Annotated in this window: 28 protein-coding genes; 18 read left to right on the forward strand and 10 right to left on the reverse strand. The window is 64.7% G+C overall.

All coding sequences use genetic code 11. The features are described from left to right. Positions 1–114: 114 nt before the first annotated feature. Both IC50_RS13860 and IC50_RS13865 read right to left on the reverse strand, forming a co-directional pair. Entirely contained in the window at positions 115–2,589 is a 2,475-nt protein-coding gene (locus IC50_RS13860; RefSeq protein WP_193374120.1) for a TonB-dependent receptor, read from the reverse strand. A gap of 251 nt (positions 2,590–2,840) precedes the next feature. Continuing rightward, on the reverse strand, positions 2,841–4,199 hold the full coding sequence (locus tag IC50_RS13865) for a histidine kinase (RefSeq protein WP_035705226.1): 1,359 nt from the start codon (positions 4,197–4,199) through the stop codon (positions 2,841–2,843). Positions 4,200–4,389: 190 nt separating this feature from the next. On the opposite strand from IC50_RS13865, the gene IC50_RS13870 reads away from it, so the two are divergent. Beyond that, a complete protein-coding gene (locus IC50_RS13870) occupies positions 4,390–5,010 on the forward strand; it encodes a response regulator transcription factor (protein WP_035705228.1) in 621 nt (206 codons plus the stop codon). Between the two features lie 70 nt (positions 5,011–5,080). Next, positions 5,081–5,926 (forward strand): S-formylglutathione hydrolase, encoded by an 846-nt coding sequence (fghA, locus tag IC50_RS13875; RefSeq protein WP_035705230.1) that lies wholly within the window; start codon positions 5,081–5,083, stop codon positions 5,924–5,926. Between the two features lie 157 nt (positions 5,927–6,083). Here fghA and IC50_RS13880 read toward each other — a convergent pair whose 3' ends face one another. Continuing rightward, a complete protein-coding gene (locus IC50_RS13880; protein WP_085973730.1) occupies positions 6,084–6,653 on the reverse strand; it encodes a DUF3280 domain-containing protein in 570 nt (189 codons plus the stop codon). Positions 6,654–6,713: 60 nt separating this feature from the next. Between IC50_RS13880 and IC50_RS13885 the strand changes: the two genes are divergently transcribed. The 6 genes from IC50_RS13885 (at position 6,714) to IC50_RS13910 (ending at position 11,565) form a co-directional block, all read left to right on the forward strand. Further along, positions 6,714–7,895, forward strand: a complete 1,182-nt coding sequence (locus IC50_RS13885; protein ID WP_035705232.1) for an ABC transporter substrate-binding protein — start codon at positions 6,714–6,716, stop codon at positions 7,893–7,895. A gap of 8 nt (positions 7,896–7,903) precedes the next feature. Further along, positions 7,904–8,872, forward strand: a complete 969-nt coding sequence (locus IC50_RS13890; protein WP_035705234.1) for a YVTN family beta-propeller repeat protein — start codon at positions 7,904–7,906, stop codon at positions 8,870–8,872. Beyond that, on the forward strand, positions 8,869–9,678 hold the full coding sequence (locus tag IC50_RS13895; protein WP_035705236.1) for an ABC transporter ATP-binding protein: 810 nt from the start codon (positions 8,869–8,871) through the stop codon (positions 9,676–9,678). The genes IC50_RS13890 and IC50_RS13895 overlap by 4 nt, the downstream gene beginning before the upstream one ends. Then, positions 9,675–10,523 carry an ABC transporter permease gene (locus IC50_RS13900; RefSeq protein WP_035705238.1) on the forward strand — a complete coding sequence of 283 codons (849 nt, stop codon included), beginning with the start codon at positions 9,675–9,677 and terminating at the stop codon, positions 10,521–10,523. Before IC50_RS13895 ends, IC50_RS13900 begins: the two co-directional genes overlap by 4 nt. Beyond that, positions 10,520–11,125, forward strand: a complete 606-nt coding sequence (locus tag IC50_RS13905; RefSeq protein WP_035705240.1) for a hypothetical protein — start codon at positions 10,520–10,522, stop codon at positions 11,123–11,125. Before IC50_RS13900 ends, IC50_RS13905 begins: the two co-directional genes overlap by 4 nt. Positions 11,126–11,262: 137 nt before the next feature. After that, positions 11,263–11,565 (forward strand): copper-binding protein, encoded by a 303-nt coding sequence (locus IC50_RS13910; protein ID WP_035705241.1) that lies wholly within the window; start codon positions 11,263–11,265, stop codon positions 11,563–11,565. Positions 11,566–11,644: 79 nt separating this feature from the next. On the opposite strand, the gene IC50_RS13915 is transcribed toward IC50_RS13910, so the two are convergent. Both IC50_RS13915 and IC50_RS13920 read right to left on the reverse strand, forming a co-directional pair. Further along, positions 11,645–12,202 (reverse strand): PQQ-dependent catabolism-associated CXXCW motif protein, encoded by a 558-nt coding sequence (locus IC50_RS13915; protein WP_035705243.1) that lies wholly within the window; start codon positions 12,200–12,202, stop codon positions 11,645–11,647. After that, positions 12,199–13,083, reverse strand: a complete 885-nt coding sequence (locus IC50_RS13920) for a substrate-binding domain-containing protein (RefSeq protein ID WP_035705245.1) — start codon at positions 13,081–13,083, stop codon at positions 12,199–12,201. Before IC50_RS13920 ends, IC50_RS13915 begins: the two co-directional genes overlap by 4 nt. A 126-nt stretch (positions 13,084–13,209) precedes the next feature. Here IC50_RS13920 and IC50_RS13925 point away from each other — a divergent pair, with 126 nt between their 5' ends. Together IC50_RS13925 and IC50_RS13930 are read left to right on the forward strand one after the other, a co-directional pair. Further along, complete coding sequence (locus tag IC50_RS13925; RefSeq protein ID WP_035705247.1) at positions 13,210–14,133, forward strand: quinoprotein relay system zinc metallohydrolase 2; 924 nt, start codon at positions 13,210–13,212, stop codon at positions 14,131–14,133. A gap of 53 nt (positions 14,134–14,186) precedes the next feature. After that, on the forward strand, positions 14,187–15,005 hold the full coding sequence (locus tag IC50_RS13930; protein ID WP_035705312.1) for a quinoprotein dehydrogenase-associated SoxYZ-like carrier: 819 nt from the start codon (positions 14,187–14,189) through the stop codon (positions 15,003–15,005). A 97-nt stretch (positions 15,006–15,102) separates the two neighbouring features. On the opposite strand, the gene IC50_RS13935 is transcribed toward IC50_RS13930, so the two are convergent. Next, a complete protein-coding gene (locus tag IC50_RS13935; protein WP_035705249.1) occupies positions 15,103–15,462 on the reverse strand; it encodes a hypothetical protein in 360 nt (119 codons plus the stop codon). An 87-nt stretch (positions 15,463–15,549) separates the two neighbouring features. Between IC50_RS13935 and IC50_RS13940 the strand changes: the two genes are divergently transcribed. From IC50_RS13940 to IC50_RS13960, 5 genes are read left to right on the forward strand one after another with little or no spacing between them, the layout of a single operon-like run. Continuing rightward, positions 15,550–16,548 carry an ABC transporter substrate-binding protein gene (locus tag IC50_RS13940; protein WP_050990990.1) on the forward strand — a complete coding sequence of 333 codons (999 nt, stop codon included), beginning with the start codon at positions 15,550–15,552 and terminating at the stop codon, positions 16,546–16,548. Position 16,549: 1 nt separating this feature from the next. After that, positions 16,550–17,287, forward strand: coding sequence for an ABC transporter permease (locus IC50_RS13945; protein WP_035705253.1), 738 nt, complete (start codon positions 16,550–16,552; stop codon positions 17,285–17,287). Further along, entirely contained in the window at positions 17,277–18,005 is a 729-nt protein-coding gene (locus IC50_RS13950; RefSeq protein WP_035705254.1) for an ABC transporter ATP-binding protein, read from the forward strand. The genes IC50_RS13945 and IC50_RS13950 overlap by 11 nt, the downstream gene beginning before the upstream one ends. A gap of 47 nt (positions 18,006–18,052) precedes the next feature. After that, the gene (locus IC50_RS13955) at positions 18,053–18,856 is read left to right on the forward strand and encodes a pentapeptide repeat-containing protein (RefSeq protein ID WP_035705314.1); all 804 of its coding nucleotides are present in this window, start codon (positions 18,053–18,055) and stop codon (positions 18,854–18,856) included. 26 nt (positions 18,857–18,882) lie between these two features. Then, positions 18,883–19,230, forward strand: a complete 348-nt coding sequence (locus IC50_RS13960) for a hypothetical protein (protein WP_035705315.1) — start codon at positions 18,883–18,885, stop codon at positions 19,228–19,230. A gap of 9 nt (positions 19,231–19,239) precedes the next feature. On the opposite strand, the gene IC50_RS13965 is transcribed toward IC50_RS13960, so the two are convergent. The 4 genes from IC50_RS13965 to IC50_RS13980 all read right to left on the reverse strand — a co-directional run bounded on the left by IC50_RS13965 (position 19,240) and on the right by IC50_RS13980 (position 21,681). Further along, positions 19,240–19,449, reverse strand: a complete 210-nt coding sequence (locus IC50_RS13965) for a hypothetical protein (protein ID WP_035705255.1) — start codon at positions 19,447–19,449, stop codon at positions 19,240–19,242. 199 nt (positions 19,450–19,648) lie between these two features. Then, positions 19,649–20,491: a hypothetical protein gene (locus IC50_RS13970; RefSeq protein ID WP_035705257.1), complete on the reverse strand. Its 843-nt coding sequence runs from the start codon at positions 20,489–20,491 to the stop codon at positions 19,649–19,651. Positions 20,492–20,761: 270 nt separating this feature from the next. Continuing rightward, the gene (gene pqqA, locus IC50_RS13975; RefSeq protein WP_008562446.1) at positions 20,762–20,842 is read right to left on the reverse strand and encodes a pyrroloquinoline quinone precursor peptide PqqA; all 81 of its coding nucleotides are present in this window, start codon (positions 20,840–20,842) and stop codon (positions 20,762–20,764) included. Positions 20,843–21,288: 446 nt separating this feature from the next. Next, a complete protein-coding gene (locus IC50_RS13980; protein ID WP_035705258.1) occupies positions 21,289–21,681 on the reverse strand; it encodes an EF-hand domain-containing protein in 393 nt (130 codons plus the stop codon). Between the two features lie 341 nt (positions 21,682–22,022). On the opposite strand from IC50_RS13980, the gene IC50_RS13985 reads away from it, so the two are divergent. From IC50_RS13985 to IC50_RS13995, 3 genes are read left to right on the forward strand one after another with little or no spacing between them, the layout of a single operon-like run. Next, entirely contained in the window at positions 22,023–23,687 is a 1,665-nt protein-coding gene (locus IC50_RS13985; protein ID WP_035705260.1) for a methanol/ethanol family PQQ-dependent dehydrogenase, read from the forward strand. A gap of 10 nt (positions 23,688–23,697) precedes the next feature. Next, entirely contained in the window at positions 23,698–24,054 is a 357-nt protein-coding gene (locus IC50_RS13990; RefSeq protein WP_035705261.1) for a c-type cytochrome, read from the forward strand. Continuing rightward, positions 24,051–24,980 (forward strand): transporter substrate-binding domain-containing protein, encoded by a 930-nt coding sequence (locus tag IC50_RS13995; protein ID WP_035705263.1) that lies wholly within the window; start codon positions 24,051–24,053, stop codon positions 24,978–24,980. The genes IC50_RS13990 and IC50_RS13995 overlap by 4 nt, the downstream gene beginning before the upstream one ends. Positions 24,981–24,999: the final 19 nt, after the last annotated feature.

Here is a 24,999-nt window from a genome sequence, read left to right on the forward strand (position 1 = left end):
CTTTCCGAAAAGATCATGCTCGAAGAATGACCCGAAGCGCGACAACGAATCGTCCCTACCGCATCGCGCTTTGAGTCCTGCGCCGACATTGAATCCGCCGCGCTTCGTAGGCGCCTAGAACGTCACCCGCATCCCGGCATAGAACGCGCGCGGCCGTGCCGGGCTCAGCGAACGCGGGTCGATGAAGTCGTTGCCGCCGTTGGTGAAGTTGGGCAAGGCCTCACGGTCGAAGAACTGGCCGTAGGTGACGTAGCGCTTGTCGAACACGTTGTCGACGCGGCCGTAGAGCTGGATGTTCTTCGTCACCTGGTAGGACGTGTGGAGATTGAACACCGTATAGGACGGCAGCTTCGCGAACTGGTTCGACTCGTCGCCGACGAGATATTGGCTGGAGACGAACAGCGCGTTGCCGCCGACCTTCCAGACGTCGGTCACGGCGTAATCGACGCCGACCTTGACGCGGTGGCGCGGGATCGCAGGGATCTGGTTGCCGGGTCTGACCTGGATGGTGTCAGTGGCGTCATCGGCGAACGGGCTTTCCGAGCCGAGTTCGAGCGGATCGAGGAAGCGCGCGTCGACGAAGGCGTAGCTGGCCTGGAATTGGAGCGTGGGCGACTTGATGTTGACCTCTGCTTCCAACCCTTGCCGCCGTGTCCGGCCGACATTGGTGAAATAGCCAAAGCCCGTCCGCCCAACGACGGGCACCGCTACGATGTCGTCATAGTTGGTGGCGCGAAAGCCGCCGATTTTCCATCCGAGCGTGCCGATATTCAGCTCCTTTGTGCCGCGGAAGCCGGCCTCCACGGTCTTGGAGACGACCTGCTTCAACGGCGGGTCGGAAACAAGGAACGCCGCGATGAGACAGGGCCGGGCGGGATCCGCGCAGCCGAGCTCGAGCGGCGTCGGCACGCGGTTGGCCTCGGAATAGCCGGCATAAGCGGTCAATCCCGGCGTGATCTTGTAGGTCCCGCCGATCATCGGATTGAAGCGGGTAAAGGTGTGATCGCCGTTGAGCGCGGTCCCGAGTTGATCCTCCAGCGAGATCCGCGCCGCGTTGAAGCGGCCGCCGCCCGTGATGGCGAAGGCATCCGTGACGTTGAACGTGTCCATCGCGTAGAGACCGTTGTATTGATTGACGGTCCGCAACGAGGCGGGGCCGGCAACGGGGTCTACCGTGGGAGTCGCTCCCAGGAAGACACCGCTGCCGCTGACGACGTAGTTCTCGCCCATCGAGCCGATCTCGGCGGTGGCGTTGTACCGCGTGACACTGGCGTCATAGGTTGCGCCCATCACGAAGCGGTTGTCGTGGCCGGACAGTTGATCGGTGTTGGTGGCCTGTCCCGACACGCCGAACGTGGTCGAACGTATCGAGCCCCGATCGATTTCGCCGAGGATCGTTCCCGGAGCAAAGGGGTTGGCAAGCTGCACGCCGCCCGCACCGTTGGCGGGTGTGGTGTCGTCGCCAAAGCAGAGCAACGCCGGATCTGCACCGCACTCCTCCACGTCGGTCGGATTGCCGTCGACGACCTTCTGCTCGAACCTGCGCACATGGGCGGTACCTTCGAGCGTCCAGGTCGGTGTCGCGTCGACCTTGCCGGTCAGGTTGAGATAACCGACGCGATTGGACGTGGTCTGCGGCGTGGTATAGGTCGCACCCCAATATTTGTCGAGCAGCTCGGCCGGAACGGTCGCGCTGGCGCCGAAATCGTTCTTGGCCACGCCCATATTGGCGTGGAATTCGCTGTCGCCCGCCCTGTAGCCGACGTCGCCGTAGAAGCGCCGTACGTCCGATTGAGAGAAATTGCGGAAGCCGTTGTCGTGCAAGCCTTCGAGCGCGGCATAGACGGCGTAGTTCTTGTCGACCTGCTTGCCCCATTGCGCCGAGCCCTGGATGCGGCCGAACGACCCACCCATCATGTCGATCTCGGCGCCCTGATAGGTGAAGCCGTCCTTCATTTGCAAGTTGATCGCGCCGCCCAGCGCGTTGAGACCGAAGGCGGGGTTGTTGGTCACCAGCGTCACCGACCTGATCGCGGCGGTAGGGATCAGGTCCCAGTTGACCGCGTCCGAGAACGCCTCGTTGATACGGACACCGTTCTGATACACGGCAAGGCCCTGCGGCGTGCCGGTCACGGGGGAGGCGACGAAGCCGCGGAACTCGACATCGGGCGTGAACGGATTGCCCGTGACTTCGCTGATATTGACGCCCGGGATGTTGTCGCGCAGCGCATCTGACACGTTCAGCGAGCCCGTGCGCTTGATCTGGCTGGCATCAACGGCATTGATCGCCGACGGGACCTTGTCGACATCGAGACCCCTGCCCGTACCCGGCGCGGTGGGGTAGACATAGAGCCGGGTCCTGGGGGCGGCTGACCCCGGCGCTCCCACGCGCGCGACCGGTCGCACCGGCGCGGTGCGCCTCGCCGCCGAAGGCGGCGGCGCCGCCACCTCGACCGGCGGCAGGTTTTGGACGTTGGTCTCTTCGTCCTGAGCGGCCTCGGCAGGGCTCGCGAAAACCAACCCGGACACCAGCCCGGTCGAAACCGACGCCATCAACAAACGACGCTTGAACCAAAGACGCTCGCCCATCCCTGCCTTCCCATCCGTCACCACCGGCTGTTCTGATTTTCGCCGTTTGGTCGAGCGAGGAGTGTAATCTGGGGCCGTTCGCGCGCCAGCCACAAAAGGTCGGGCAGTATCCGCACCCGTTTTCCCGACAGAATCGGGAATTTTTCCCGATTATCCTCACGCCCGATGAGATCATCACGCTTCAGGTTAGTATTTGAGCATGACCGTCTCGGAAATCCGCCCACACCTTTCCGGATCATGCCCCGGCGCGATCAGGCAGAAGCGGTCGGAACCAGCGCTTCGACGGTCAATCCGGCATCGCCGGAGACGACGTTGAGCGTGCCGCCCAGCGCCAGGATCCGCTCGCGCATGCCGACGAGGCCAAAGCCGAGCTTCTGCCCCGGCTCCATGCCGCGCCCGTTGTCGCTGACCCGCACCCGGGCGCAACCGCGGCCGTCGTGAGCCATCTGCTCCACCGGCTCGATGACGACGTTGACCGAGGTCGCACCGGCGTGGCGGAAGACATTGGTGAGCGCCTCCTGCACGATACGATAGATGGTGAGATCGGCGGTCTCGCCGGTCGGCCCGAGCGCCGGCGAGATCACGGTCTCGATAGCGACGTCGGGATGCGACTCCCGCCACAGCCGCGACAGGGATTCGAGCGCCTTGCGCAGGCCGAGCTCGGCAAGGCCCACGGGCCGAAGGCGCTCCAGCACACGGCGGTTGAATTGCTGGAGTGCATTGATCTGCTCCAGCATGGCGCTGCCGTGTTTTCGCACGGCATCCGCGCTCGGGTCGCGCCCGTCCGCCTGCTTCGCCAGCGCGCTCGCATGCGCGCGCAGCGAGAACAGGTAAGGCCCGAACTCGTCATGAAGCTCGCGCGCAATCTCCTTGCGCTCGATGTCCTGAAGCGACACCGCACGCTCGGCAAGACGCCTCTTGTCCTCGACCGCCTCACCGAGCGTCGCGGCAAGGTGATTGAGCTTGGTGCAGATCGCGGCGAGTTCCGGCGCGCCCCCCGGCGCGACACGGGCATCGTAGCGTCCGCCTTCGAGCTTCCCCATTGCCTCCGCCAGCGACTCGAGCGGTGCCAGCGCCCGGCCGACCACGTTCGTCATGACCAGGAACAGCGCGAACGCGATCACCGAGCCGACCTCGAGCTGGGTCACGATCCCGTCCCAGATCTCGGCGATCTCGTCGTCGGGATGCGAGGTGATCACGAGTGAGGCGGGCTTGCCGCGGATCGAGACCGGCACGCTGACCGCGGTCTGCTCGGGATGAACCAGGGCGACGAACCAGGCCGGCGGCGCGCGCGTGTCGGCGTCGGCGTCAAGCCGGGGGGGCGTCAGCGGATGGCCGCCGGCGTCCCGAAGCGTGATGCTGACATGGCGCAGGCGGCTGAGATCGCGCGCGATCTGGTTGAGCCTGGCATCCGGATCGGGGGCCTCGTTGAGATCCGCCACGATCATCTCGATGAACTCGCGGGCAAGGCGGATCACGCTCTGGTCCTCGGCCTGCACGCGCGGCCCGGCCTCCGCGACCTGGCGGCCGATATTGACGGCGAGCCCCAGCGCCAGCAGCAGCGCCAGCAAGAGGTTGATGCGTCCGCGCAAGGATAAATTCTGCCACATTGGTATCGCCCGTACCTCGCGAAGGATGCCCGCGCCTGTCCGATGACGTTGACAGAGGCGAAGCGCCCGATATCTAATCGGAAGCGTACAGCAATTCCGGCCGGGTTGCATGAAGCCACATGAGACACACGCGTCTTGCCTGGCAGCTCATGCGGCGCAGAACAGGCCGAGGCTGTCGCGGGGAACGCCTATGCGCATTCTGATCGTCGACGATCATCCCATCGTCGCCTCCGGCTGCCGTGCCGTGCTGGCGGACGAAGGCGAGGTCGAGATTTTGGAGGCCGCCGACGCAGAAGACGGCGAGTGCGTCTTCATCGTCGAACGCCCCGACCTCTGCATCATCGACATCAATCTGCCGACCGTCTCCGGATTCGAGCTGGCACGCCGCATCCTCGAGCGCGCACCGGAGGCGCGTATCATCATGTTCAGCATGAACGACGATCCTGCTTTCGCCGCGCGCGCGATCGAGTGCGGCGCCAAGGGCTACGTTTCCAAGACCGGCGATCCCCACGACCTCGTCGAGGCGATCCGCGCCGTCGGCGGCGGCGGCACGTACCTTCCGACCGCGATCGCGCGCAGCATCGCCTTTGCGGGGCCGACGCTGGCGCAAAGCCCGCTGTCGAAGCTGAACGCGCGCGAAATGGAGATCCTGCGGCTGCTCAGCGCCGGCAAGAGCCTGTCCGAGATAGCCTGGCTGGTGCAATCGTCCTACAAGACGGTGGCCAATACCTCGTCCATCATGCGCCAGAAGCTCGGGGTGAAAACCTCGGTCGAGCTGGTGCGGCTGGCGATCGACAGCGGCGTCGCCTGACGACGCCACAAAATTCGGTCACACAAGCGTTGCAATGTTGGTGTGGTGAGATGCCACGGAGCTCTAGGGCATGACGATCCAGACTGTCTCGACGAATAAATCCTATGGCGGCGTGCAGGGCGTCTATCGCCATGCAAGCCAGGCGACCGGAACCGACATGGTGTTCTCGGTCTACGTTCCGCCGCACGCGAACGACGCCAGGCTGCCCGTGGTCTGGTACCTCTCCGGGCTCACCTGCACGCATGCCAATGTCACGGAGAAGGGCGAATTCCGCAAAGCCTGCGCCGAGCTCGGCCTGATCTTCGTCGCGCCCGACACCTCACCGCGCGGGCCGGACGTGCCGGGTGACGCCAACAACGCCTATGATTTCGGCTTAGGGGCCGGCTTCTATGTCGACGCGACGCAAGAACCGTTCGCGCGCAACTATCGGATGTGGAGCTACGTCACCGACGAGCTGCCCAAGCTGGTCGCCGAGAACTTTCCAGTCGACGCCAAGCGGCAATCGGTGATGGGACACTCGATGGGCGGCCACGGTGCGCTGACGGTGGCGCTGCGCAACCCGCACCGGTTTCGCGCTGCGAGCGCGTTTGCGCCGATCGTGGCGCCCTCGCAGGTGCCCTGGGGCATCAAGGCCCTGACCGGCTATCTCGGACCGAACAAAGATGCCTGGCGCAACCACGATACGGTGGCGCTGATCGAGGACGGTGCGAAATTTTCGGGCTTCCTGGTCGACTATGGCGATGCCGACAATTTCTTGAAGGAGCAGCTCAAGCCGGAGCTGCTGCAGGAGGCCTGCACCAAGACCAACATCCCGCTGACGCTGCGGCGGCAGGCGGGATACGACCACAGTTATTATTTCATCTCGACATTCATGAGCGACCACTTGCACTGGCATGCGGCAAGATTGACGGCGTGATCTTACGTCTCCCTCGCCCCGCTTGCGGGGAGAGGGTCGGGGTGAGGGGGACTCTCCACGCGGTCGGTCGCAGTTGGACTCGCGGAGACTCCCCCTCACCCGGAATTTGCTCCCGCAAATTCCGGCCTCTCCCCGCAAGCGGGGAGAGGCGAAGACCTCACGGTTTTCCGTAGTTCGGCGCCAGCAGGCGGTTGCGGATCAGATAGCTCATCGTGCGAGTCCAGGATTCGTCGCTGTTGCCGCGCATGTCGGCGCTGGCGACGGTGATCATGTTGCCGGTCTTCACGTCGCGCAAATAGATGTTGAGATTGATGATCAGGTTCGAGACCTTCTGTACCAGGCCGGTAATCTCGAGCTCGGCGCCCAATTGTCCGGCGAGTTTGAGGTCGCAGCCGCCGCAGGCCTGTAAGTTTGCGTGACTGGCGGCGTCCCTGACCGGCGCGATATCGAGCACCTGGAACTTGCCTGACTCTGCCAGTTCCTTGCGCAGCTGCTCGCTAATGCGCTCGAGCCGCGCCTCCTCGGGCCTCGACCCATAGAACTCGCCGGGCAGGCTGGTGTCGATCAGCTCGAAATCGAACACTGCGAGTTTCGGCGGATCGGCAAGAGCGACTGAACCCGTCAACAACAAGGCGGCGGGACAGATCAGCGCTCGCAGGATCGTGATTCCCGGCCTCGCGCGCGTGAGGACGAAATGCGGGGTTGCATGCCCTGACAAATTGGTCATGCTTGAAGCAGAAACAATTCTCCAGCGGCGGTCAAGCCGGGGAGAACGCCTGGAGGAAACATGATCCGATGGCTGGTCGGCCTGATCGGCTGGAGTCTTGCCGCAACGAGCGCACTCGCGGCCGACCCCGTCACGATCGGCGTCGGCTATCTCGGCGTCGCCGGCACCAGAGCGACTCTGTCGCTGGTCGAGCAGCCCGCGGAGAATGACGGCGTCGCGGGCGCGCGCCTCGCCATCGAAGACAACAACACCACGGGCAAATTCCTCAACCAACGCTTCACGCTGGAGGAGCGCCGCGTCAAGGAGGGCGAGGACGTCGTGCAGGCGGCGACCGACCTCGCCGCACGCAACGGCTTCATCGTCACCGACCTGCCGGCGGACGCGCTGTTGAAAGTCTCGGACGTCTTGCGCGAGCGCGGCACGCTGCTGTTCAATGCGGGGGCGATCGACGAACGGCTGCGCGAGGCCGATTGCCGCGCCAATGTGATCCACACCGCGCCGACGCGCGCGATGCTGGCGGACGCGCTCGGCCAATATCTCGTTTGGAAAAAGTGGTCGCGCTGGCTGCTCGTGGTCGGCTCGCATGACGAGGACAAGCTGTTTGCGGACGCGCTCCGGCGCACCGCCACGCGGTTCGGCGCCAAGATCGTGCAGGAGCGCACCTTCGAGGACAAGGGCGGCGCACGCCGCACCGATAGCGGCGTCACGCTGATCCAGCGGCAGATGCCGGTGTTCACACAACAGGCGCCGGCCTATGACGTGCTGGTCGCTGCCGACGAGAGTGAGGTGTTCGGCGCCTATCTACCCTATCGCACCTGGGATCCGCGGCCCGTCGCGGGCTCCGCCGGCCTCGTGCCACGCAGCTGGGACGCGGCGCAAGACCAGTGGGGCGCGATCCAGATGCAGAACCGCTTCTTCAAGCTGAATTCGCGGCGCATGACCGCGCTCGACATGCAGGCCTGGACCGCGGTGCGCATGATCGGCGAGGCTACCTCGCGCACCAATTCCGGGGACGTCAAGAAGGTCACCGACTTCATCAAGGGCCCGGATTTCTCGGTCGCCGCGTTCAAAGGCACGCGGCTGACCCTGCGCGACTGGAACCTGCAGCTGCGCCAGCCGATCCTGCTGGTCGACGGCCGCATGGTGGTGTCGGTGTCGCCGCAGGAGGGCTTCCTGCACCAGGTCTCCGAGCTCGATACGCTCGGATACGATCGCCCGGAGAGCAAATGCAAATTGAAGTGAGGACGCAGATGTCGCGCATATGGCGTGTTGGGCTTCTCTCCGGACTGGCGCTCGTCGCGGCGCCCGCGCATGCGTTCATCGCCTACGTCTCGAACGAAAAGAGCAACACGATCTCGGTGATCGACACCGACACCTGGACCGTGACGAAAACCATCAAGGTCGGGCAACGCCCGCGCGGCATCGATTTCACGCGCGACGGCAAGTTCGTGATGGTCGCGGTCGGCGACGACGACACCATCCAGGTGATCGACGCCAAGACGCAAAGCGTGGTGGACAGTCTGCCCTCGGGGCCCGACCCCGAGCTGTTCGCGCAGGATGCCGCCGGCAAGACCCTCTATGTCGCCAACGAGAACGACAACACGGTCACCGTGATCGACCTCGCGAAGCGCGCACGCCTCGGCGACATCCAGGTCGGCGTCGAACCCGAGGGCATGACCATCAGCCCTGACGGCAAGACGCTGATCAACACGTCCGAAACCACCAACATGGCGCATTTCATCGACACCGCCTCGCGCCAGATCGTCGCCAACGTGCTGGTGGATGCCCGGCCGCGCTTTGCCGAGTTCAGGCATGACAGCTCGGAAGTGTGGGTATCCTCCGAGATCGGCGGGACGGTGTCGATCATCGATCCCGGGAAGCACGAGGTGATCGGCAAGGTCACGTTTGAGATTCCGGGCTTGCGGAAAGAGGCGATCCAGCCGGTCGGCATCGGCATGACCAGGGACGACAAGACCGCCTTCGTTGCGCTCGGTCCCGCCAACCGCATCGCCGTGGTCGATGTCGCCTCGCGCAAGGTGACGAAATATCTGCTGGTGGGGCAGCGCGTCTGGCACATGGCGTTCACGCCGGACGAGAAATATCTGCTCACCACGAACGGCGTGTCGAACGATGTCTCCGTCATCGACGTTGCTGCGCAAAAGGTGATCAAGACCATCCAGGTGGGCGAACTGCCCTGGGGCATCACGATCGCGCCATGACCAGCCCTGCCCCCATCACCGAGCCACACGATGCCGCACCAGGGCCTGATCCCGCCGCCGTGCCGGCGCTGTCGATCGACGGCGTCAGCCATACCTATGGTCCGCGCCGCGCGTTGATAGACGTCTCTTTCAATGTGCAGCCCGCGAGCTTCACTGCGCTGCTTGGGCTCAACGGCGCCGGCAAGAGCACGCTGTTCTCGCTGATCACTCGGCTGTTCGGCATCCAGTCCGGCCGCGTCGGCATTTTCGGGCATGACGTCGGCAAGAATCCCGGCGAGGCGCTGCGGCTGCTCGGTGTCGTGTTCCAGCCGCGCACGCTCGATCTCGATCTGTCGCTGACGCAGAACCTGCTCTATCACGCCGCGCTGCACGGCATCGGCCGCCGCGAGGCCGCCGCGCGCAGCGCCGAGCTGCTCGAGCGCATCGGGCTCGAAGAGCGCGCCGGCAGCAAGGTGCGCGATCTCTCCGGTGGACAGATGCGGCGGCTGGAGATCGCCCGCGCGCTGCTGCATCGGCCACGTCTGCTCCTGCTGGACGAGCCGACCGTCGGCCTGGATGTCAAGGCGCGGGCCGACATCATCCGCCATGTTCGCCAGCTCGTGACGGAGCAAGGCATCGGCGTGCTCTGGGCCACGCATCTGTTCGACGAGATCATGCCCGGTGACGATCTCGTCGTGCTGCACCAGGGCAAGGTGCTGGCGCGGGGGCCGATGAGCCGCGTCATCGCGGAAGCCGGCGCGCAGGACGTCAACACCGCCTTCATGCGCCTCACCGGCGCGCAGACCATGCCGGGAGGCGGCGCATGAGCAGCATCGCCACGCGCGAGACGCCGCGCGGCTTCTCGGTCCAGGAGTACCTGACCTGCCTCACCGGCATCGTCTGGCGCGAGGGGCTGCGCTTCCTGCATCAGCGCGAGCGCTTCGTCTCGGCGCTGGTGCGCCCGCTGGTGTGGCTGTTCATCTTCGCCGCCGGCTTCCGCCAGGTGCTAGGCATCTCCATCATCCCGCCTTACGAGACCTACATTCTCTACGAGGTCTATATCGCGCCCGGACTGATGGCGATGATCCAGCTCTTCAATGGCATGCAGTCCTCGCTCTCGATGGTCTATGACCGCGAGATGGGCAACATGCGCACGCTGCTTGTGAGCCCGCTGCCGCGCGGGTTTCTCTTGTTCTGCAAGCTGCTCGCGGGCACCGCGGTGTCGCTGCTCCAGGTCTATGCGTTCCTGCTGATCGCCTGGTTCTGGGACATCACCCCGCCGCCCTCGGGCTATTTCACCGTGCTGCCGGCGCTGATTCTGTCCGGGCTGATGCTGGGCTCGCTCGGCATGCTGATCTCCTCGGGCATCAAGCAGCTGGAGAACTTCGCCGGCGTGATGAATTTCGTCATCTTCCCGATGTTCTTCGCCTCCTCCGCACTCTACCCGCTCTGGCGGGTGCAGGAGGGCAGCCCTTATCTATATTATCTCTGCGAAGCCAATCCATTCACCCATGCGGTCGAGCTGATCCGTTTCGCGCTGTACGGGCAGATCAACTGGGTCTCGCTGGCGGTGGTCGCCGCTTGCACAATCGTCTTCATGATCGGAGCGATTTTGGCCTATGATCCCTCGCGCGGGCTGGCGCGACGCGGGCCTGCGGGAGGCGAAGGATGAAGGTCAGGCTCTTGGCTGCCATGGTCGTCGCGCTGTCCGGCACAGCCGCGCGCGCGGCCGATCCGCGCTACCCGGACTGGCCCTGCACCCAGGCCAAGGTGCCGGAGATCTCGCTGGCCGCCGTGTGGGCCGGTCCGCCGCTCGACGATGTCCAGAACAAATGGAAGGACGACGCCAAGATCAGCGCGCTGGTCGCAAAGCTGTCCGCGCGCAAGACGCCGCTGGACGAGGCCGAGAAGTCCGTGAAGGAATTTCTGGCCTCCTCTGCCGACAAGACCGCGAACGCAAAGCTCCTGTTCGCCGGCCTGTTCGACACGCTCAATGCCCAACGCTTCCAGGTCATGAACGGGCTCGAACGCGTCAGTCGCAAGCAGCGCGAGGCCGCCGACAAGATCCGTGAGGAGACGCTTCAGCTCCACGCCCTGCAAGGGGCGACACCGCGCGATGAGGCCAAGGTCGAGGCACTCGGCAACGAACTGATCTGGAAGACCCGCATTTTCGAAGACCGCAACAAAGTCGTGCGCTTCGTTTGCGAGGTTCCAACCGCGATCGACCAGCGCCTGTTCGCGCTCGGGCGCGTGATCCAGCAGGAAATGGAATAGCGGCAGCTCCGCTGGCGGCTCGCGACGAGTTCCCGCGATTGCCACGGGATCGTTAACTGTTTTGCGGCGCTATCTGCCGGAACCAAATCGATCTAGGATGGCTTGTCGAAGTGAATTCCAGACGTCGGGAGGCCTCGATGGGAACCACAAGAATCATCTTCGCGAGCGCTGCGGCCCTCGGCATGCTCGCAACCAGCGCCCTTGCTGACGATATGACCGGGATGATCACGCGGATTGATCGACTCAACGGCACGATCTCGATCCAGCAGACCCAGAAGGGTACGGTCGGCACCAGCGCTGGCAGCGCCGGCGCACTCCAGCAGTACAAGGCAAAGGACGCTGCGATGCTGGACGCCGTACATGCCGGCGACAGGGTGACGTATTCGGCGACCGATAGCAACGGCACCGGCACGTTGACGAAGCTGCAGAAGCAGAAGTAGTCACTTCGCCTCTACCGCTTGTAGGCGAAGCTGCGCCCACATCGTCATTGCGGGCGGGAGGTTTACCCGTGCCCGATCACTACTGCTCCGGCCGCGGCTCCGGTTGTACCTCCTCCGTGGGAAGCTTCGCGCGCTCCCAGCCGTCGGTGCCGTCGGGGTACCAGGCAACGTTGGAGTAGCCGTAGGCCAGCGCACGCTTGGCGGCGTTCCAGGACATCCAGCAGTCGGCCAGACAATAGATCACCAGCAGTGCGGCCTTGTCGTCGCGCGACGCGCGCGCGAGGCCGTGCCGGAGATAGTCGTCCATCGCCGGCGGGAGCGTGCCGTAGCCGGTATCCGGCAGCCACAGGCTGCCCGGAATGTCCTTGCGCGGCGTATCGCGCCACACCGTGCCTGCGGGAAGGTTCTTCGGCTTCGGCGGACGGGGCAACACGTCGACGAACGCGCCGCTCTTCGCGCGCCAGATCGCCTCCGCCTCCTCGGTCGTGAGCACGCGTGCGCCGGCGAGCGTCGCCGGCACCGGCGCGCGATAATTGTCGGTACGATAGCCCTCCGGCTCGAACGGCTCCTGCTGCTGCGCCAACGCCGGTGCCGCGAGCAGGGCAACGATGATCGCAGCGGCAAACGGCGGTCTCATGGCGTCTTCTTGGCCGTCTCCGCGCCAAGCGGCCGGTCGCTCTCATCCAGCAGCGGGATGCCGAAGTCGAGCAGGATCCTGTTGATCTCGCCCTGGTTCTCCTGGATCAGCTTGTTGAGCTGCCGCTTCCAGTTCTGATCGGCGGGACGCACGCCCATGCCGATGCGATAGACCAGCTTCGGCCCGGTGGTTTCCTTGACCAACGGCGTGACATGGAGCGAAGGGCCGGCCTTCTTCGCATAGTAGCCGGCCATCGGTCCCCACAGCACGCCGGCATCGATCGTTCCGGCGACGAGGTCGTCGATCATGGCCTGCGCCGAATTGTCGAAGCGCGTGTCGATCATCAGCGGATAGGGCTTAGCGTCGGCCATCAAGCCGGCCAACGCCATGTTGGTCGCCGGCGGCGTGCCGGCGACGATGCCGACATGCTTGCCCTTCAGCTTGGGATGCTCGAGCGTATCGACATCCTCGAGCCCGCTGCCGGTCTTCGCGACCAGCGCATAGGTCGTGCGGTAATAAGGATTGGTGCCCTGCACGAGGTCGTCACCTTGCGGAAAGCCCATGATGACGTCGCAGCGATGCGCACCCAGCGTCATGCGCACGAAACCGGTGGCCTGCGGAAAGAAGACGTAGTCGAGCTTCTTCTGCAGCTTGTCCGCAAAAAACTCGGCGAGCTTGTTCTCAAACCCCTCGCCCTTCTCGTTGGAGAACGGCAGATTGCGCGGGTCCGCGCAGACGCGCAGCACCTTGGGATCGACCAGCTCGAACGAAAGATCGCCGGTCTCGCTGGTCTGCGCGATGGCGCCAGCGCCGAACGCACATGATGCGACCACGACCCACAGTAAAAACAACCAGCGACGATGTCGTCCGGCCTCCGTCATCGCGCTTCCTCCTCGTTCTGGTTGAATGTTATCCATGCAACGCATGACGCGCCATGTGTGCCAACCTTGTCTGGCTTTGCTTTGTTGCAGTGCAATGAGAGAAACCCTTTGAACTGAGGCAGAAAAGTGTCTCGCATCGGTCTATTGATCGCAGCCTTGTCCCTGCTTACAGCAACGCTAGCATGCGCGTGGGCAGCCGAATTGCCTGTGAGCGAAGTCGCACCGGGAATCTTCGTACACTCCGGGACTATCGCCCTGATGACCCGCGAGAACGAGGGCGGCATTGCCAATGTCGGCTTCATCGTCGGCGATGAGGCCGTGGCCGTCATCGACACCGGCGGCAGCCTGCGCGAAGGCGAGGCGTTGCTGGCCGCCGTGCGGGCCCGCACGCCCAAGCCGATCCGCTACGTTATCAACACCCATGGCCATCCCGATCATGTCTTCGGCAATGCCGCCTTTGTTGCGGAGAGAGTGAGCTTCGTCGGTCATAGCAGGCTGCCGCAGGCGCTCGCGACGCGCGGGCCATTCTATCTCGACAATTTCCGCCGCATCATGGGCAGCGAACTGATCGATCCCGTCAAGATCATCGCCCCTGCTCTGGTCGTGACCGACACGATGACGTTCGATCTCGGGTCGCGCCGCCTGAGCTTGCGCGCTTGGCCGACCGGACACAGCGACAGCGACCTGACCGTGTACGACGAGACGACCAGGACCCTGTTCGCTGGCGACCTCGTCTTTCTCCACCACATTCCGGTCATGGACGGCAGCATTCGCGGCTGGCTCGACACATTGAAGCGGCTCGAGGCAATCCCGGCGCTGCGGGTCATTCCCGGTCACGGCCCCGTGAGCGACTGGCCCGCCGCGCTGACCGATGAACGGCGCTACCTGTCAACGCTGCTGTCCGACATCCGCACGCTGAACAGGAACGGCGAGCCGATCCGCGCCGCCGCGGACAAGGCGGCCGCGTCGGAGCGGCCGCATTGGCAGCTGTTCGACGATTACAACGCCCGCAACGCAACCGCAGCATTCTCGGAAATTGAATGGGAGTAGCAGGCGCGCTACGCTGTATCCAACGACTGTTTCGTCCGCGCGGGATCATGACCATGACGGGATGCACACGCCGCCTCACTCTCACCGCGCTCCTGCTCGGCCTCGCCCTCGCGACGCCGGCGCAGGCTGAAGAAGCCTACGATCCTTGGCCCGGCCTGGTGCAGGACATCTTCAGCAACCGTCCGATGAACGACGGCAGCGCCGTCATCGGCATCGAGATGCCGTATCGCGCCGAGGACGCGGCCATCGTGCCGGTGACCTTGCGCAGCAAGCTGCCGCCCGGCGATGCGCGGCGCATCCGTTCGATCACGCTGGTGATCGATCGCAATCCCGCGCCGATGGCCGCGAAGTTCGAGCTCGGGCCGGAGGCCAATGTCACGGAGATCTCCACACGCGTGCGCGTCAACAATTACACCGATGTCCACGCGGTCGCCGAGCTCAGCGATGGCCAGCTCTATGTCTCGAAAGTCTATGTGAAGGCCTCCGGCGGCTGCTCGGCGCCGGCAGGAAAGAACGTCGAGGAAGCCCGGAACCGGCTCGGCCAGATGCGCTACCGGCAGTTCGCACGCGAGGAGGCGCCGGCGAGCCGCGTCCGCGAGGCGCAGATCATGATCGGCCACCCCAACAATTCCGGGCTCCAGATGGACCAGGTCACGCAGCTCTATATTCCCGCCTTCTTCATCAACCAGCTCAAGCTGACGCAGGACGACAGCCCCGTGCTGTCGATGGAAGGCGGCATATCGATCTCGGAAGATCCCAATCTGCGCTTCACCTACGTGTCCAACGGGGCCAAGCGCTTTCGCGCCGAGGCGAAGGACACGGATGGGCACGTGTTCCGTAACGAGTGGGACGTGGAGAAGCCGGGGACTTGATGGTCACGCCGTCATTCCGGAGCGCGCAAAGCGCGAGTCCGGAATCTCGAGATTCCGGGTTCGGTCCTACGGGCAGCCCCGGAATGACGGTGCAAAATCAGAAACACCTCACCTCGGCTTCCGCCTGGGCCCGCCTCAAATCATTCACCGCCGAGTTCGCCTGCTCCGAGGTGCGGAACTGGACGCCGAGATTGCCGCGGACCTGAGACATGCTGAGCGCAGTCTCGGCGGTAACATAGCGCGCGTAGGGCACGATCGAAGCCACCACGTCGATCGAGCAGGAGCATTGCTCGATTGCAGCCCGTGTCTCGCCGTTGGCCTTCATGCAGCCATAAACGTACTCCGCGCGCGCCGAGGTGGGATAATCATTGGCCTCCTCGGCCCGCGCCGCGCACGCGGACGCAGCCAGCACCGCCAATGCGGCGACAATCGGTCGTAGCCGTCCGGCCAGATTCATGCGCGTCCTCCCGCTGGTTGCGACCGAGGCTATGCTATGCGTATTGTCCTGAAAAGCACTCTGTCAGAGGAAACGGCTCACAAGGCGATGAGAGCATTTGGCGTGACAAGGGCATTTGGTCGAACAGTAGCGCTCGCGGCGACGCTGGCGCTGACGCTAGCCGCGCCCGGCCGCGCCGCGGATACGATCCGCCTTGCGGTGCAGAAAACCGGAACATTCTCCTGGGAGCTGGCCGCGATCCGTGCGAGCGGTCTCGATAGGGAGGCCGGCCTGTCGCTCGAAGTCACCGAACTCGCGAGCACCGAGGCCGGCAAGATCGCGATGCGCGCCGGCAGCGCCGACATCATCCTGTCGGACTGGCTGTGGGTGTCGCGCGAACGCGCGCTCGGCGCCAAGCTCAGTTTCTATCCTTATTCCAGCGCGCTGGGCGCGGTGATGGTGCCGGCGGCTTCTCCAATCAAGACGCTCGCCGACCTCAGGGGCCGCAAGCTCGCCGTCGCCGGCGGGGCGATCGACAAGAGCTGGCTGCTGCTCCAGGCGCGGATGAAGCAGGACGGCATCGACCTGAAGTCGGAGGCAACCATCGTCTACGGTGCGCCGCCCCTGATCGCCGCCAAGGCGCTCGACGGCGAGATGGATGCAAGCCTCAATTTCTGGAATTTCTGCGCCCAGCTCGAGGCCAAGGGTTTTCGCCGCCTCGCCGGCATCGAGGACATCCTGCCGAAGCTCGGCGCCAAGGGCGCGGTCTCGGCCGTCGGCTATGTCTTCGACGAAAGCTGGGCGGCGAGCCATCGCGAGGCGATAGCGCGCTTCATCGCGATGACCCGCAAGGCCAAGCAGTTGCTCGTGACCTCGGACGCGGCCTGGGAGAAGATCGCGCCGCTCACTGGCACTACTGATCCGGCCATGCTCAAGACCTACCGCGACCGCTATCGCGATGGTATCCCGCGCCGAAGCATCGATGAAGAGGAAGAGGACGCACGCGTGCTCTACCGCGTGCTGGCCGAGATCGGCGGCCGCGATCTCGTTGGCCCGGCGGCCGAGCTCGATCCCGGCACCTTCTATCACGCAGTCCCCGGAGACTGAGTTGCTGCGTCTTCTCTCGTTCGCCCTGTTCCTCGCAATCTGGTGGATCGCCGCGTTGTTCGCCGGCGGCGCGAAGCTGCCCTCCCCGCCGGCCGTGCTCCAGGTGATGATCGCGGAAGCTTCGTCCGGGGCGCTGTTCCTGCATCTCGGCGCCACACTGGCACGCGTCACGCTCGCCTTCGTGCTGGCGATGTCGCTCGGCAGCGCGATCGGCTACCTGATGGGTCGGGTGAAGCTCGCCGACCGGCTCGGCGATCCCTGGCTGATCCTGCTGCTCAATCTCCCCGCATTGGTCGTGATCGTGCTGGCCTATATCTGGGCAGGGCTCACTGAAGCCGCCGCGATTGCGGCGATTGCCATCAACAAGCTGCCGACCGCAATCGTCACCTTGCGCGAGGGCGCCCGCGCGCTCGACCGCTCGCTCGACGAGATGGCGAGCGTGTTCGCGATGCCGCGCTGGCGCGCGTTCCGCCACGTCGTGCTGCCGCAGCTTGCGCCCTATATCGCGGCCTCGGCCCGCTCGGGACTATCGCTGGTGTGGAAGATCGTGCTGGTCGCCGAACTGCTGGGACGGCCCAACGGCGTCGGCTTCGAGATCGGCGTCGCCTTCCAGCTGTTCGACACGCCGCGGCTGCTGGCCTATTCCCTGACCTTCGCCGCCGTCGTGCTCGTCATCGAAACCGTGCTGGTGCAGCCGTTCGAAGCCCGCGCAAACAGGTGGCGACCCCGTGCGGCTTGAGGTCGAGATCAAAGGCAAGACCTTCAGAAGTGCCGCGGGCGGAATGCACGAGGTGCTGGCGCCGGTCCAATTCGCGCTTCAATCCGGCGAGGTCGGCGTGCTGATCGGACCGTCCGGCTGCGGCAAGAGCACGATGCTGCGCATCATCCTGGGATTGGACCATGACTTTGCAGGCCACGTCGCGCGACCGCCGGAGGCGCGGATTGGCATGGTGTTCCAGGAGCCGCGGCTGCTGCCGTGGCGCTCGGTCGAGCAGAATGTGCGGCTCGCTGCACCCGACATCACCGACGCCAGGCTGTCGGAGCTGTTCAAGATCCTGGAGCTGGACGCGCATCGCAGCCATTTCCCCGGCGAATTGTCGCTGGGCCTTGCCCGTCGCGTCGCGCTGGCCCGCGCCTTTGCCGTCGAGCCGGATATTTTGGTGCTCGACGAACCGCTGGCATCACTCGATGACGCTCTCGCTGGACGCCTGCGCGATGAGATTGCGACGCTCGTCGCGAGCCGGCCGGTGATGACGCTTTTGGTGACGCACAGCCTGGACGACGCAGTGCGGCTGGGCGATCGGCTGTTCTTCCTATCGCCCCGGCCAGCGCGGATCGTGGCGGAAGTGCCTATCGATGTCCCGCGTGACACACGCGGCGAGGCCGAGATTGCGGCGATCAAGGCCGGCCTCGCCCAACGAACTCAAGGCGACCGCGTCGAACGAGATATCTCATAGCCGGTCGCCTGGCGGACGTGCTAGAAAGGCCGGCGGCGGAGTTGATGATGACGCGGACGCTCGCCCTCTCAACGCTTGCAACGCTTGGTCTTGCACTCGTCACCATGACGGCGGACGCGCAGGACATGATGCGTGACGTCGACCTCACCTCCCCCGCGATGGTCTCGGCCGAAATGACCAGGCCAGAGGTCGAGGCGGTGCTGGCCAAAACCAGCGCTGCGCAACCCGCCGATTTCACCGGCAAACGCCTGTCGGGCCTCGATCTCTCGGGCCTGGACCTGTCCGACGCGGTTCTCCGCGCCGCGCGGCTCAACAGGACGATACTCCGAGACGCCAGGCTTGACCGTGCAATCCTCGATCAGGCGTGGCTGCTGGATGCGGATCTTACCGGCGCAAGCCTGAAGGGAGCCAATCTGTTCGCGTCGCAAATGGCCCGCGCACGTCTCGACGGCGCGAACCTGTCGGGAGCGCGCATCGCGGCCGATCTCACCGGCGCAAGCATGGTCGGCGCCTCGATCGCGGACGCGAAGCTTGGCGCCGATATGCGCAACCAGTCGATGGGGCTGATCCGCGCGGTGCTGCGATCCGCCAACCTGGAACGGCTGAACGCGCGCAACGCCGATTTGTCACGCGTCGACCTCGAATTCGCGGTCCTCAGGGGCGCCGACCTGAGCGGTGCATCGCTAAAGAACGCCCAACTCGGCGGAGCCGATCTGACCGGCGCCATCGTCTTCGACGCCGATTTCGACGGCGCCGATCTCGCCTCCGCCAAGCTGATCGCGCCGAACGGCCTTGACCGCGCCAAGAATTTCGACAAGGCAAGGAACCGCGAACGCCTGATCAGGGAATGACGGCGCGCCTTTGGGAGGACTTCTTGATGCGTTGGGTTCTGGCATTGATCGCGTCGCTGACGCTTGCCGGCGAGGCCGCCGCGCAGGCCAAGGGCAAGGGAATCCGGCTCTGGAATCTGACGACCGAAACCATCTCCGGCTTCCAGCTCGCTCCCGCTGGCAGGACCGATTGGGGTCCGAACCAATGCTTGAACGACAAGGACAAGGAGGTCGACCACGACGAGCGGCTGCGCATCAACGGCGTCGAGCCGGGCCATTACGACGCCAGGGTAAGCTATCCCAACGGCCGGCAGTGCATCGTCCGCAGCATCGAGATCAGGGCCGACGCGGTGTTCTCAATCGCCGACAAGGATTTGAAGGATTGCACCAAGTAGCGGCGCCGCTCACGCCTTGTCATGCGTGTGCGGATATTCGCAGCGCCACCGCACCGCGTGCCATTTCGGATGCTCGCCGACCCATTGCGCGATATAGGGCGGCGCGGCCATCACACATTGCCGCGGCGACCCGAAATAGTTGAACACCAGGTGCTGCTCCTCGCAGGTCGCCGGCGAGAGCACCGCACACACAGTCACCACCAGGTCAATCGGGTTCATGCCGGGATCCTCTCGCAAGGGGCAATGGAGGTTAGCACGAAAGATTACGTGCCAAGGAGGGGGAAGTTTCAAGCGGTTGAGGAATGCAGTGGGAACTATCTCACCTCCCCCTCGCTGTTGTGGCGAAGCAAAACGCCGAAGCCGCCACATCGTCATGGCCGGGACAAGTCAGGACACGCCCGGGGATCACGACCCGCAGCTAGAAGTTGATCCCGAACACCATCCGGGCCTGGTGCCGCTCGAAATTCACGAGGTCGAGATTGGCGCTCGATCCGACCGGACGTCCCCAAGCCTGCATGCTCCAGCTCAAGGTCAGCCGCGAGCGCTCGGACAGCTGGAAATAGGCGGTGGGGCCGACGAACAGGGCCTGGCCTGAAAACTCGCCAAGGCCGATCCCCTCATACTGCCGGAAATAGCGCAACTCCCCACCGAGCAGCACATTCGGCCGCACGCGCACCAGGCCGGCAAACGCCGCGCCGATCGTTGAGCTCTTCTCGGATACCCCTCCAACCTCGAAGCGCGCCCATTCCGGTTGATAGATCAGGTTGACGGCGCCGATGGCGAAGCTCGGGATGAGTTCGCGGTCGAGGGCCAGCGTGAACTCGGTGCCGTACATCCGCCCTTTCGCGCCGCTGGTCTCGTCGATGCGGTCGCCGTGCAGTTCGGCAGCGACGGTGAGGCCAAACGGCGCGCGGTTGCGATCCAGCAGCCGATAGCGCAGGTCGAGCGAGGCGCCCTGGAAGTTGAACTGGCGGCGGTCGTCGATTTCAGGGACGCCGGTGATGTCGTGCAAGCTGGCGGTGCCGCCGACCTCGACACGAAAATTCGGCAGCGGCACCACCTCGATCTCGACCTCGTGCTCGAGGGCGCGATAGGCCCCTCCGCCCTTGCCGAAGCGCCCCGTCGTCTGGGTCTGGAATTCGCGCTCGCCGGCATTGCCGACATCGGTGCCGATCATGAAGCCGAAAATGTGCTCGGTATCAAAACCTTCCTCCGCGCTGGTGCGCGCCGGTGCGAGCGCAATCGCGCACCCGATCACCATCCAAGACTTAAAGGCTCTGCCGCGCATCCCTTGTCCCGAAGGCGCGCGCCGCCGCGGATGCGGCGGCAGCGCTGACGAGCGTCAGCGTAACACACCGCCGCGGAGCGTGGTCGAGATTCTGATGGGAGAGGATTGAAGCCTGCACACGCGCAGCTCGGCGTCACTCGCGAAGCACGGAGGAAGCACGGAGCACGACGAGGCAAGGCCGAGGTCCGACACTGCCGCGGCTTCGATCGCATTCGCCATCGAAGCCGCCGCAGGTCGTCGATCTTACTTGCGCGAAGCGCAGGCGTACATGTTGATTTCCATGCCGACCGGCACTTCCACGATCTTCGGAGCTTTCCAAGCCATTCGGGTCTCCCAAGGTGTTGAGCGCGACATCGCGCGGCGCAAAACCTAGGGCTGCGTCAGGTGCAGTTCAAGCCTCGATTCGACTCCCGCGACCGTCAGCGTCGATTCTTCGCGGCTGCATTTCACTCTCGGACAAAGCCAGTTCCCTCTTGGTCAAACGAGACCTGGGAAACAGCAGCACCTTGTGCGATGCACCGCACTTCGAATCGACAACGGCGCCGTCCGCAGCCCTTCTCGGCCATTGCGGCGTTCGGCCTGGCACCTTCGGCACGCCGAGCCGCCGCCGGCTCACTCTGCATTTGCCGCTGCGCATCCTCGGAGGAAGCCGCGGTTTCGCCCACCAGCACGATTTATCGTGCTGGTGGGCGGATGTTGCGCGGGCCCCGAGCGTCAGGCCGGAATCATGGCAAACGCTGCCCTCGGCATGTCCGTTCCGATTGCGGCGCTCACCGCAACAATCGCAGCAGCGAGCGGCCGGCGCGCGAATTCAGCTCCTTCGCATCCAGCGTTCCATCCCTGTCGGGATTCGCAGCGTTGAAGCGCTGCTCGACCACGGACAGATATTCGTCGAGCGTAAGTGTCCCGTCGCGGTCGGGATCGGCGGCGGCGAGCTCCTTTGCCGTCAACCGCCCACGCAATTCGCGTGCATCAAGCGTGCCGTCGTGATCGGGATCGAGCTTTGTGAACAATGCGGCGGCCGCCTTCTTCACCTCGGCAAGATCGAGCGTGCCGTCATTGTCGGTGTCGAACAACTTGACCGCGTTGCCGGAGGCCGACCACGCCGGACCGGCTGGCAATGCAATCGTAAGCGCAAGAGCAATTGAACGACGCGAAATCATCTGGACCTCCCTGACGAAGAGCCCCGATCGGTGGGGACAGAAACGACATAAATCCACAAGCGAGCCTCGGTTCAAGTCTGGACCTGCAACTTGCGCGGGCCACAACCCGGGACAACCCGGCCATGCGCCCCGCGACCTGCGCCCGAGACTGCTTCGTGCCGCGGAATTTTATCAGCGTCTCCGCACAAGTAGGAGTTGCTTGCGTCAGGTTTCCGTCGGGTGACCGGCACCGCGTCCAACCATATCGGCACGACGCTCACGACTTTCGTATTGACGTGTTTTGCTTTCAGGCCGAGTGTTGCAGTCGCAGCGTCAAAAGGCGCGCATATTGGGAGGAACGGATGAAACGCTTTGCGATGGCCGCGAGCCTCGTCATGCTTGCGTCAACCTGTGCAAATGCACAAACCACCGATCAGCTGGTCAAGGGCGCGACCGACACGTCGAACGTTCTCAATTACGGAATGGGCTACAATCTCCAGCGCTTCTCGACGCTGAACCAGATCAACAAGGACACCGTCAAGAACCTCGTCCCGGTCTGGAATTACTCCTTCAACGACGATCGAAGCGAGGAATCGCAGCCGCTGGTGTACCAGGGCGTGATCTACGTGACCTCGCACAACGCGACCATGGCGGTCGACGCCAAGACCGGCAAGCAGATCTGGAAGACCAAGGTCGAATATCCCGCCGAGACGCCGCGCATCGTCTGCTGCGGCATCATCAATCGCGGCGCCGCGCTGTATGACGGCAAGGTATTCCGCACCACCCTCGACGCGAACGTGATCGCGCTCGATGCCAAGAACGGCAAGGAGCTGTGGCGGCAGAAGGCGGCCGACATCAAGGAAGGCTATTCGATGACGGTGGCGCCGCTGGTCGCGGACGGCGTCGTCATCACCGGCATCTCCGGCGCCGAATTCGGCACCCGCGGCTTCATCGACGGCTGGGATCCGGCGACGGGCAAGCATCTGTGGCGCACCCACTCGATCCCCTCGCCGGACGAGCCCGGCGGCGACACCTGGAAAGGCGACACCTGGAAACTCGGCGGCGGCTCGACCTGGATCACGGGTTCTTACGACCCCGAGCTGAACACGGTCTATTGGGGGATCGGCAATCCCGGACCGTTCAATTCGGCGGTCCGCCCCGGCGACAACCTCTACACTTGCTCCGTGCTGGCGATGGATCCCAAGACCGGCAAGATCAAGTGGCACTATCAGTTCTCGCCGAACAATCCGTTCGACTACGACGCCGTGGCCGAGATGGTCCTCGCCGACATGACGATCGAGGGCAAGCCGACCAAGGTGCTGATGGACGCCAACCGCAACGGCTTCTTCTACGTGCTCGACCGCACCAACGGAAAGCTACTCGCGGCCAATCCCTACGTGAAAGTCAACTGGGCGACCGGCATCGACATGAAGACGGGCCGACCGATCGAGACCGACGTTTCCAAGGACGCGCGCGAGGGCAAGAAGGTGACGGTCTATCCGTCCATCCTCGGCGGCAAGAACTGGGAGCCGATGTCGTTCAATCCGCAGACCGGATTGGCCTACGCCAACACGCTCAACTTCGGCGGCAAGTACAAGGCCGAGCCCGTCACCTTCAAGCAGGGTGAGTGGTATCTCGGCATGGACCTGACCGACCCCTGGGAGTTCGGCGATGGCCCGCGCGGTCACCTCAAGGCCATCGACCCCATGACCGGCAAGTCGAAGTGGGAAGCGCCGAGCGACATTCCGCGCTTCTCGGGCGTGCTGTCGACGGCCGGCGGCGTCGTGTTCTCGGGCGCACTGACCGGCGAGTTCGAGGCCTTCGACGCCGACACCGGCAAGAAGCTCTGGCAGTTCCAGACCGGGTCGGGCATCGAGGGACAGCCGGTGACCTGGCAGCAGGATGGCGTGCAGTACGTCGCGGTGACGAGCGGCTATGGCGGCGTCTACTCGTTGTTCTCCGGCGACGAGCGGCTTGCCAAGGTGCCGCCCGGCGGCTCGCTGTGGGTCTTTGCGGTCAAGCAATAGCCACGGCACGATGCTGAGAGAAGTATTGCACAGGACGGTGGCGACGATCGCCACCGTCGCGGTGCTGACGGTCGCGCTTGCGGCGACCGTTCGCGCCGCGGATGACGCAACCGGAAATCCCCTGCAGGCGCAGATCGACCACGGCAAGTCGACCTATGCCGAGAAATGCTCACACTGCCATGGCCCCAACCTGATGAACTCCGGCACCATCACGCCGGACCTGCGCGTCTTCCCGGACGACAGGACGCGCTTCGTCACCACGGTCAAGAACGGCAAGAACAACAGGATGCCGCCCTGGGGCGACATCCTCAGCGACGACCAGATTGGGGATCTCTGGGCCTTCATCTCCAGCCGGAGGAAGCCATGAGGGGCCGGCACATTGCGTGGAGCGTTGCGGCCTTTCTCTCCACGATGGCGTCGGTCGCTCTTGCGGCCGACGATCCCCTGAAGATCTGTCTCGACGAGGACCGGCCGCCGCTCTCGATGCACCACCGCGGCAAGCCGGATGCCGGCTTCGACGTGCTGCTGGCAAAGGCGATGGCGGAGCGGCTCGGACGGCCGCTGGCGATCCAGTGGTTCGAGAGCAGGCTGGACGAGGATTCGAGCCCGCAGCTCGAGGCCAACGCGCTGCTCTCGGATGGGCGCTGCTCGCTCGTCGGCGGCTACGCACTGACGCAGGATTCGCTCGTCGTGCCCGGGATGAAGACGGCGCGCTTGCCGGATTTCGCCGGGGCCACACGCGACGATCGGCGGCGCCGCGTCCCGCTCGGCGTGCTCGCGCCGAGCCGGCCTTACGTCTATTCGCCGATGACGGTGGTGCTCGGGCCGAAGGCCCGCGGCCGCACGATCGGCGACATCGGCGATCTCGCCGGCCTTCGTCTCGTCATCGAAAGCGGCTCGCTCGGCGACGCCATCCTGATGACCTTCGACAAGGGCCGACTGATCGACAGCATCACTCATCTCGTCCCCGGCCGCGACGATCTCCTGGGCTCGCTCCAGCGTGGCGACCATGACGCGACGCTGATCGATCTTGCGCGCTTCGACGCCCATCGCGCCGCGCACCCCGATACGTCGATTACAGCCTCCGGCTACTATTATCCGATCGGAGCCAATCGCGGCTATGTCGGGCTCGCCAGCGATGGCGCGCTGATCGAGACCGTCAACAAGGCGCTGGGCCAGCTTGCCGCCGAAGGCAAGATCGCCGAATTCGGCAGGCAGGCCGGCCTCACCTATCTGCCGCCACGCGAGCCCGCGATCCTGGGCGACGTCTGGACGAAAATCATTCAGCGGTGATGCGCCAATCTGTCTCGCC

The organism is Bradyrhizobium genomosp. I (2014) (assembly GCF_000261685.1).
In the GTDB taxonomy this organism is placed as follows: Bacteria; Pseudomonadota; Alphaproteobacteria; order Rhizobiales; family Xanthobacteraceae; genus Bradyrhizobium.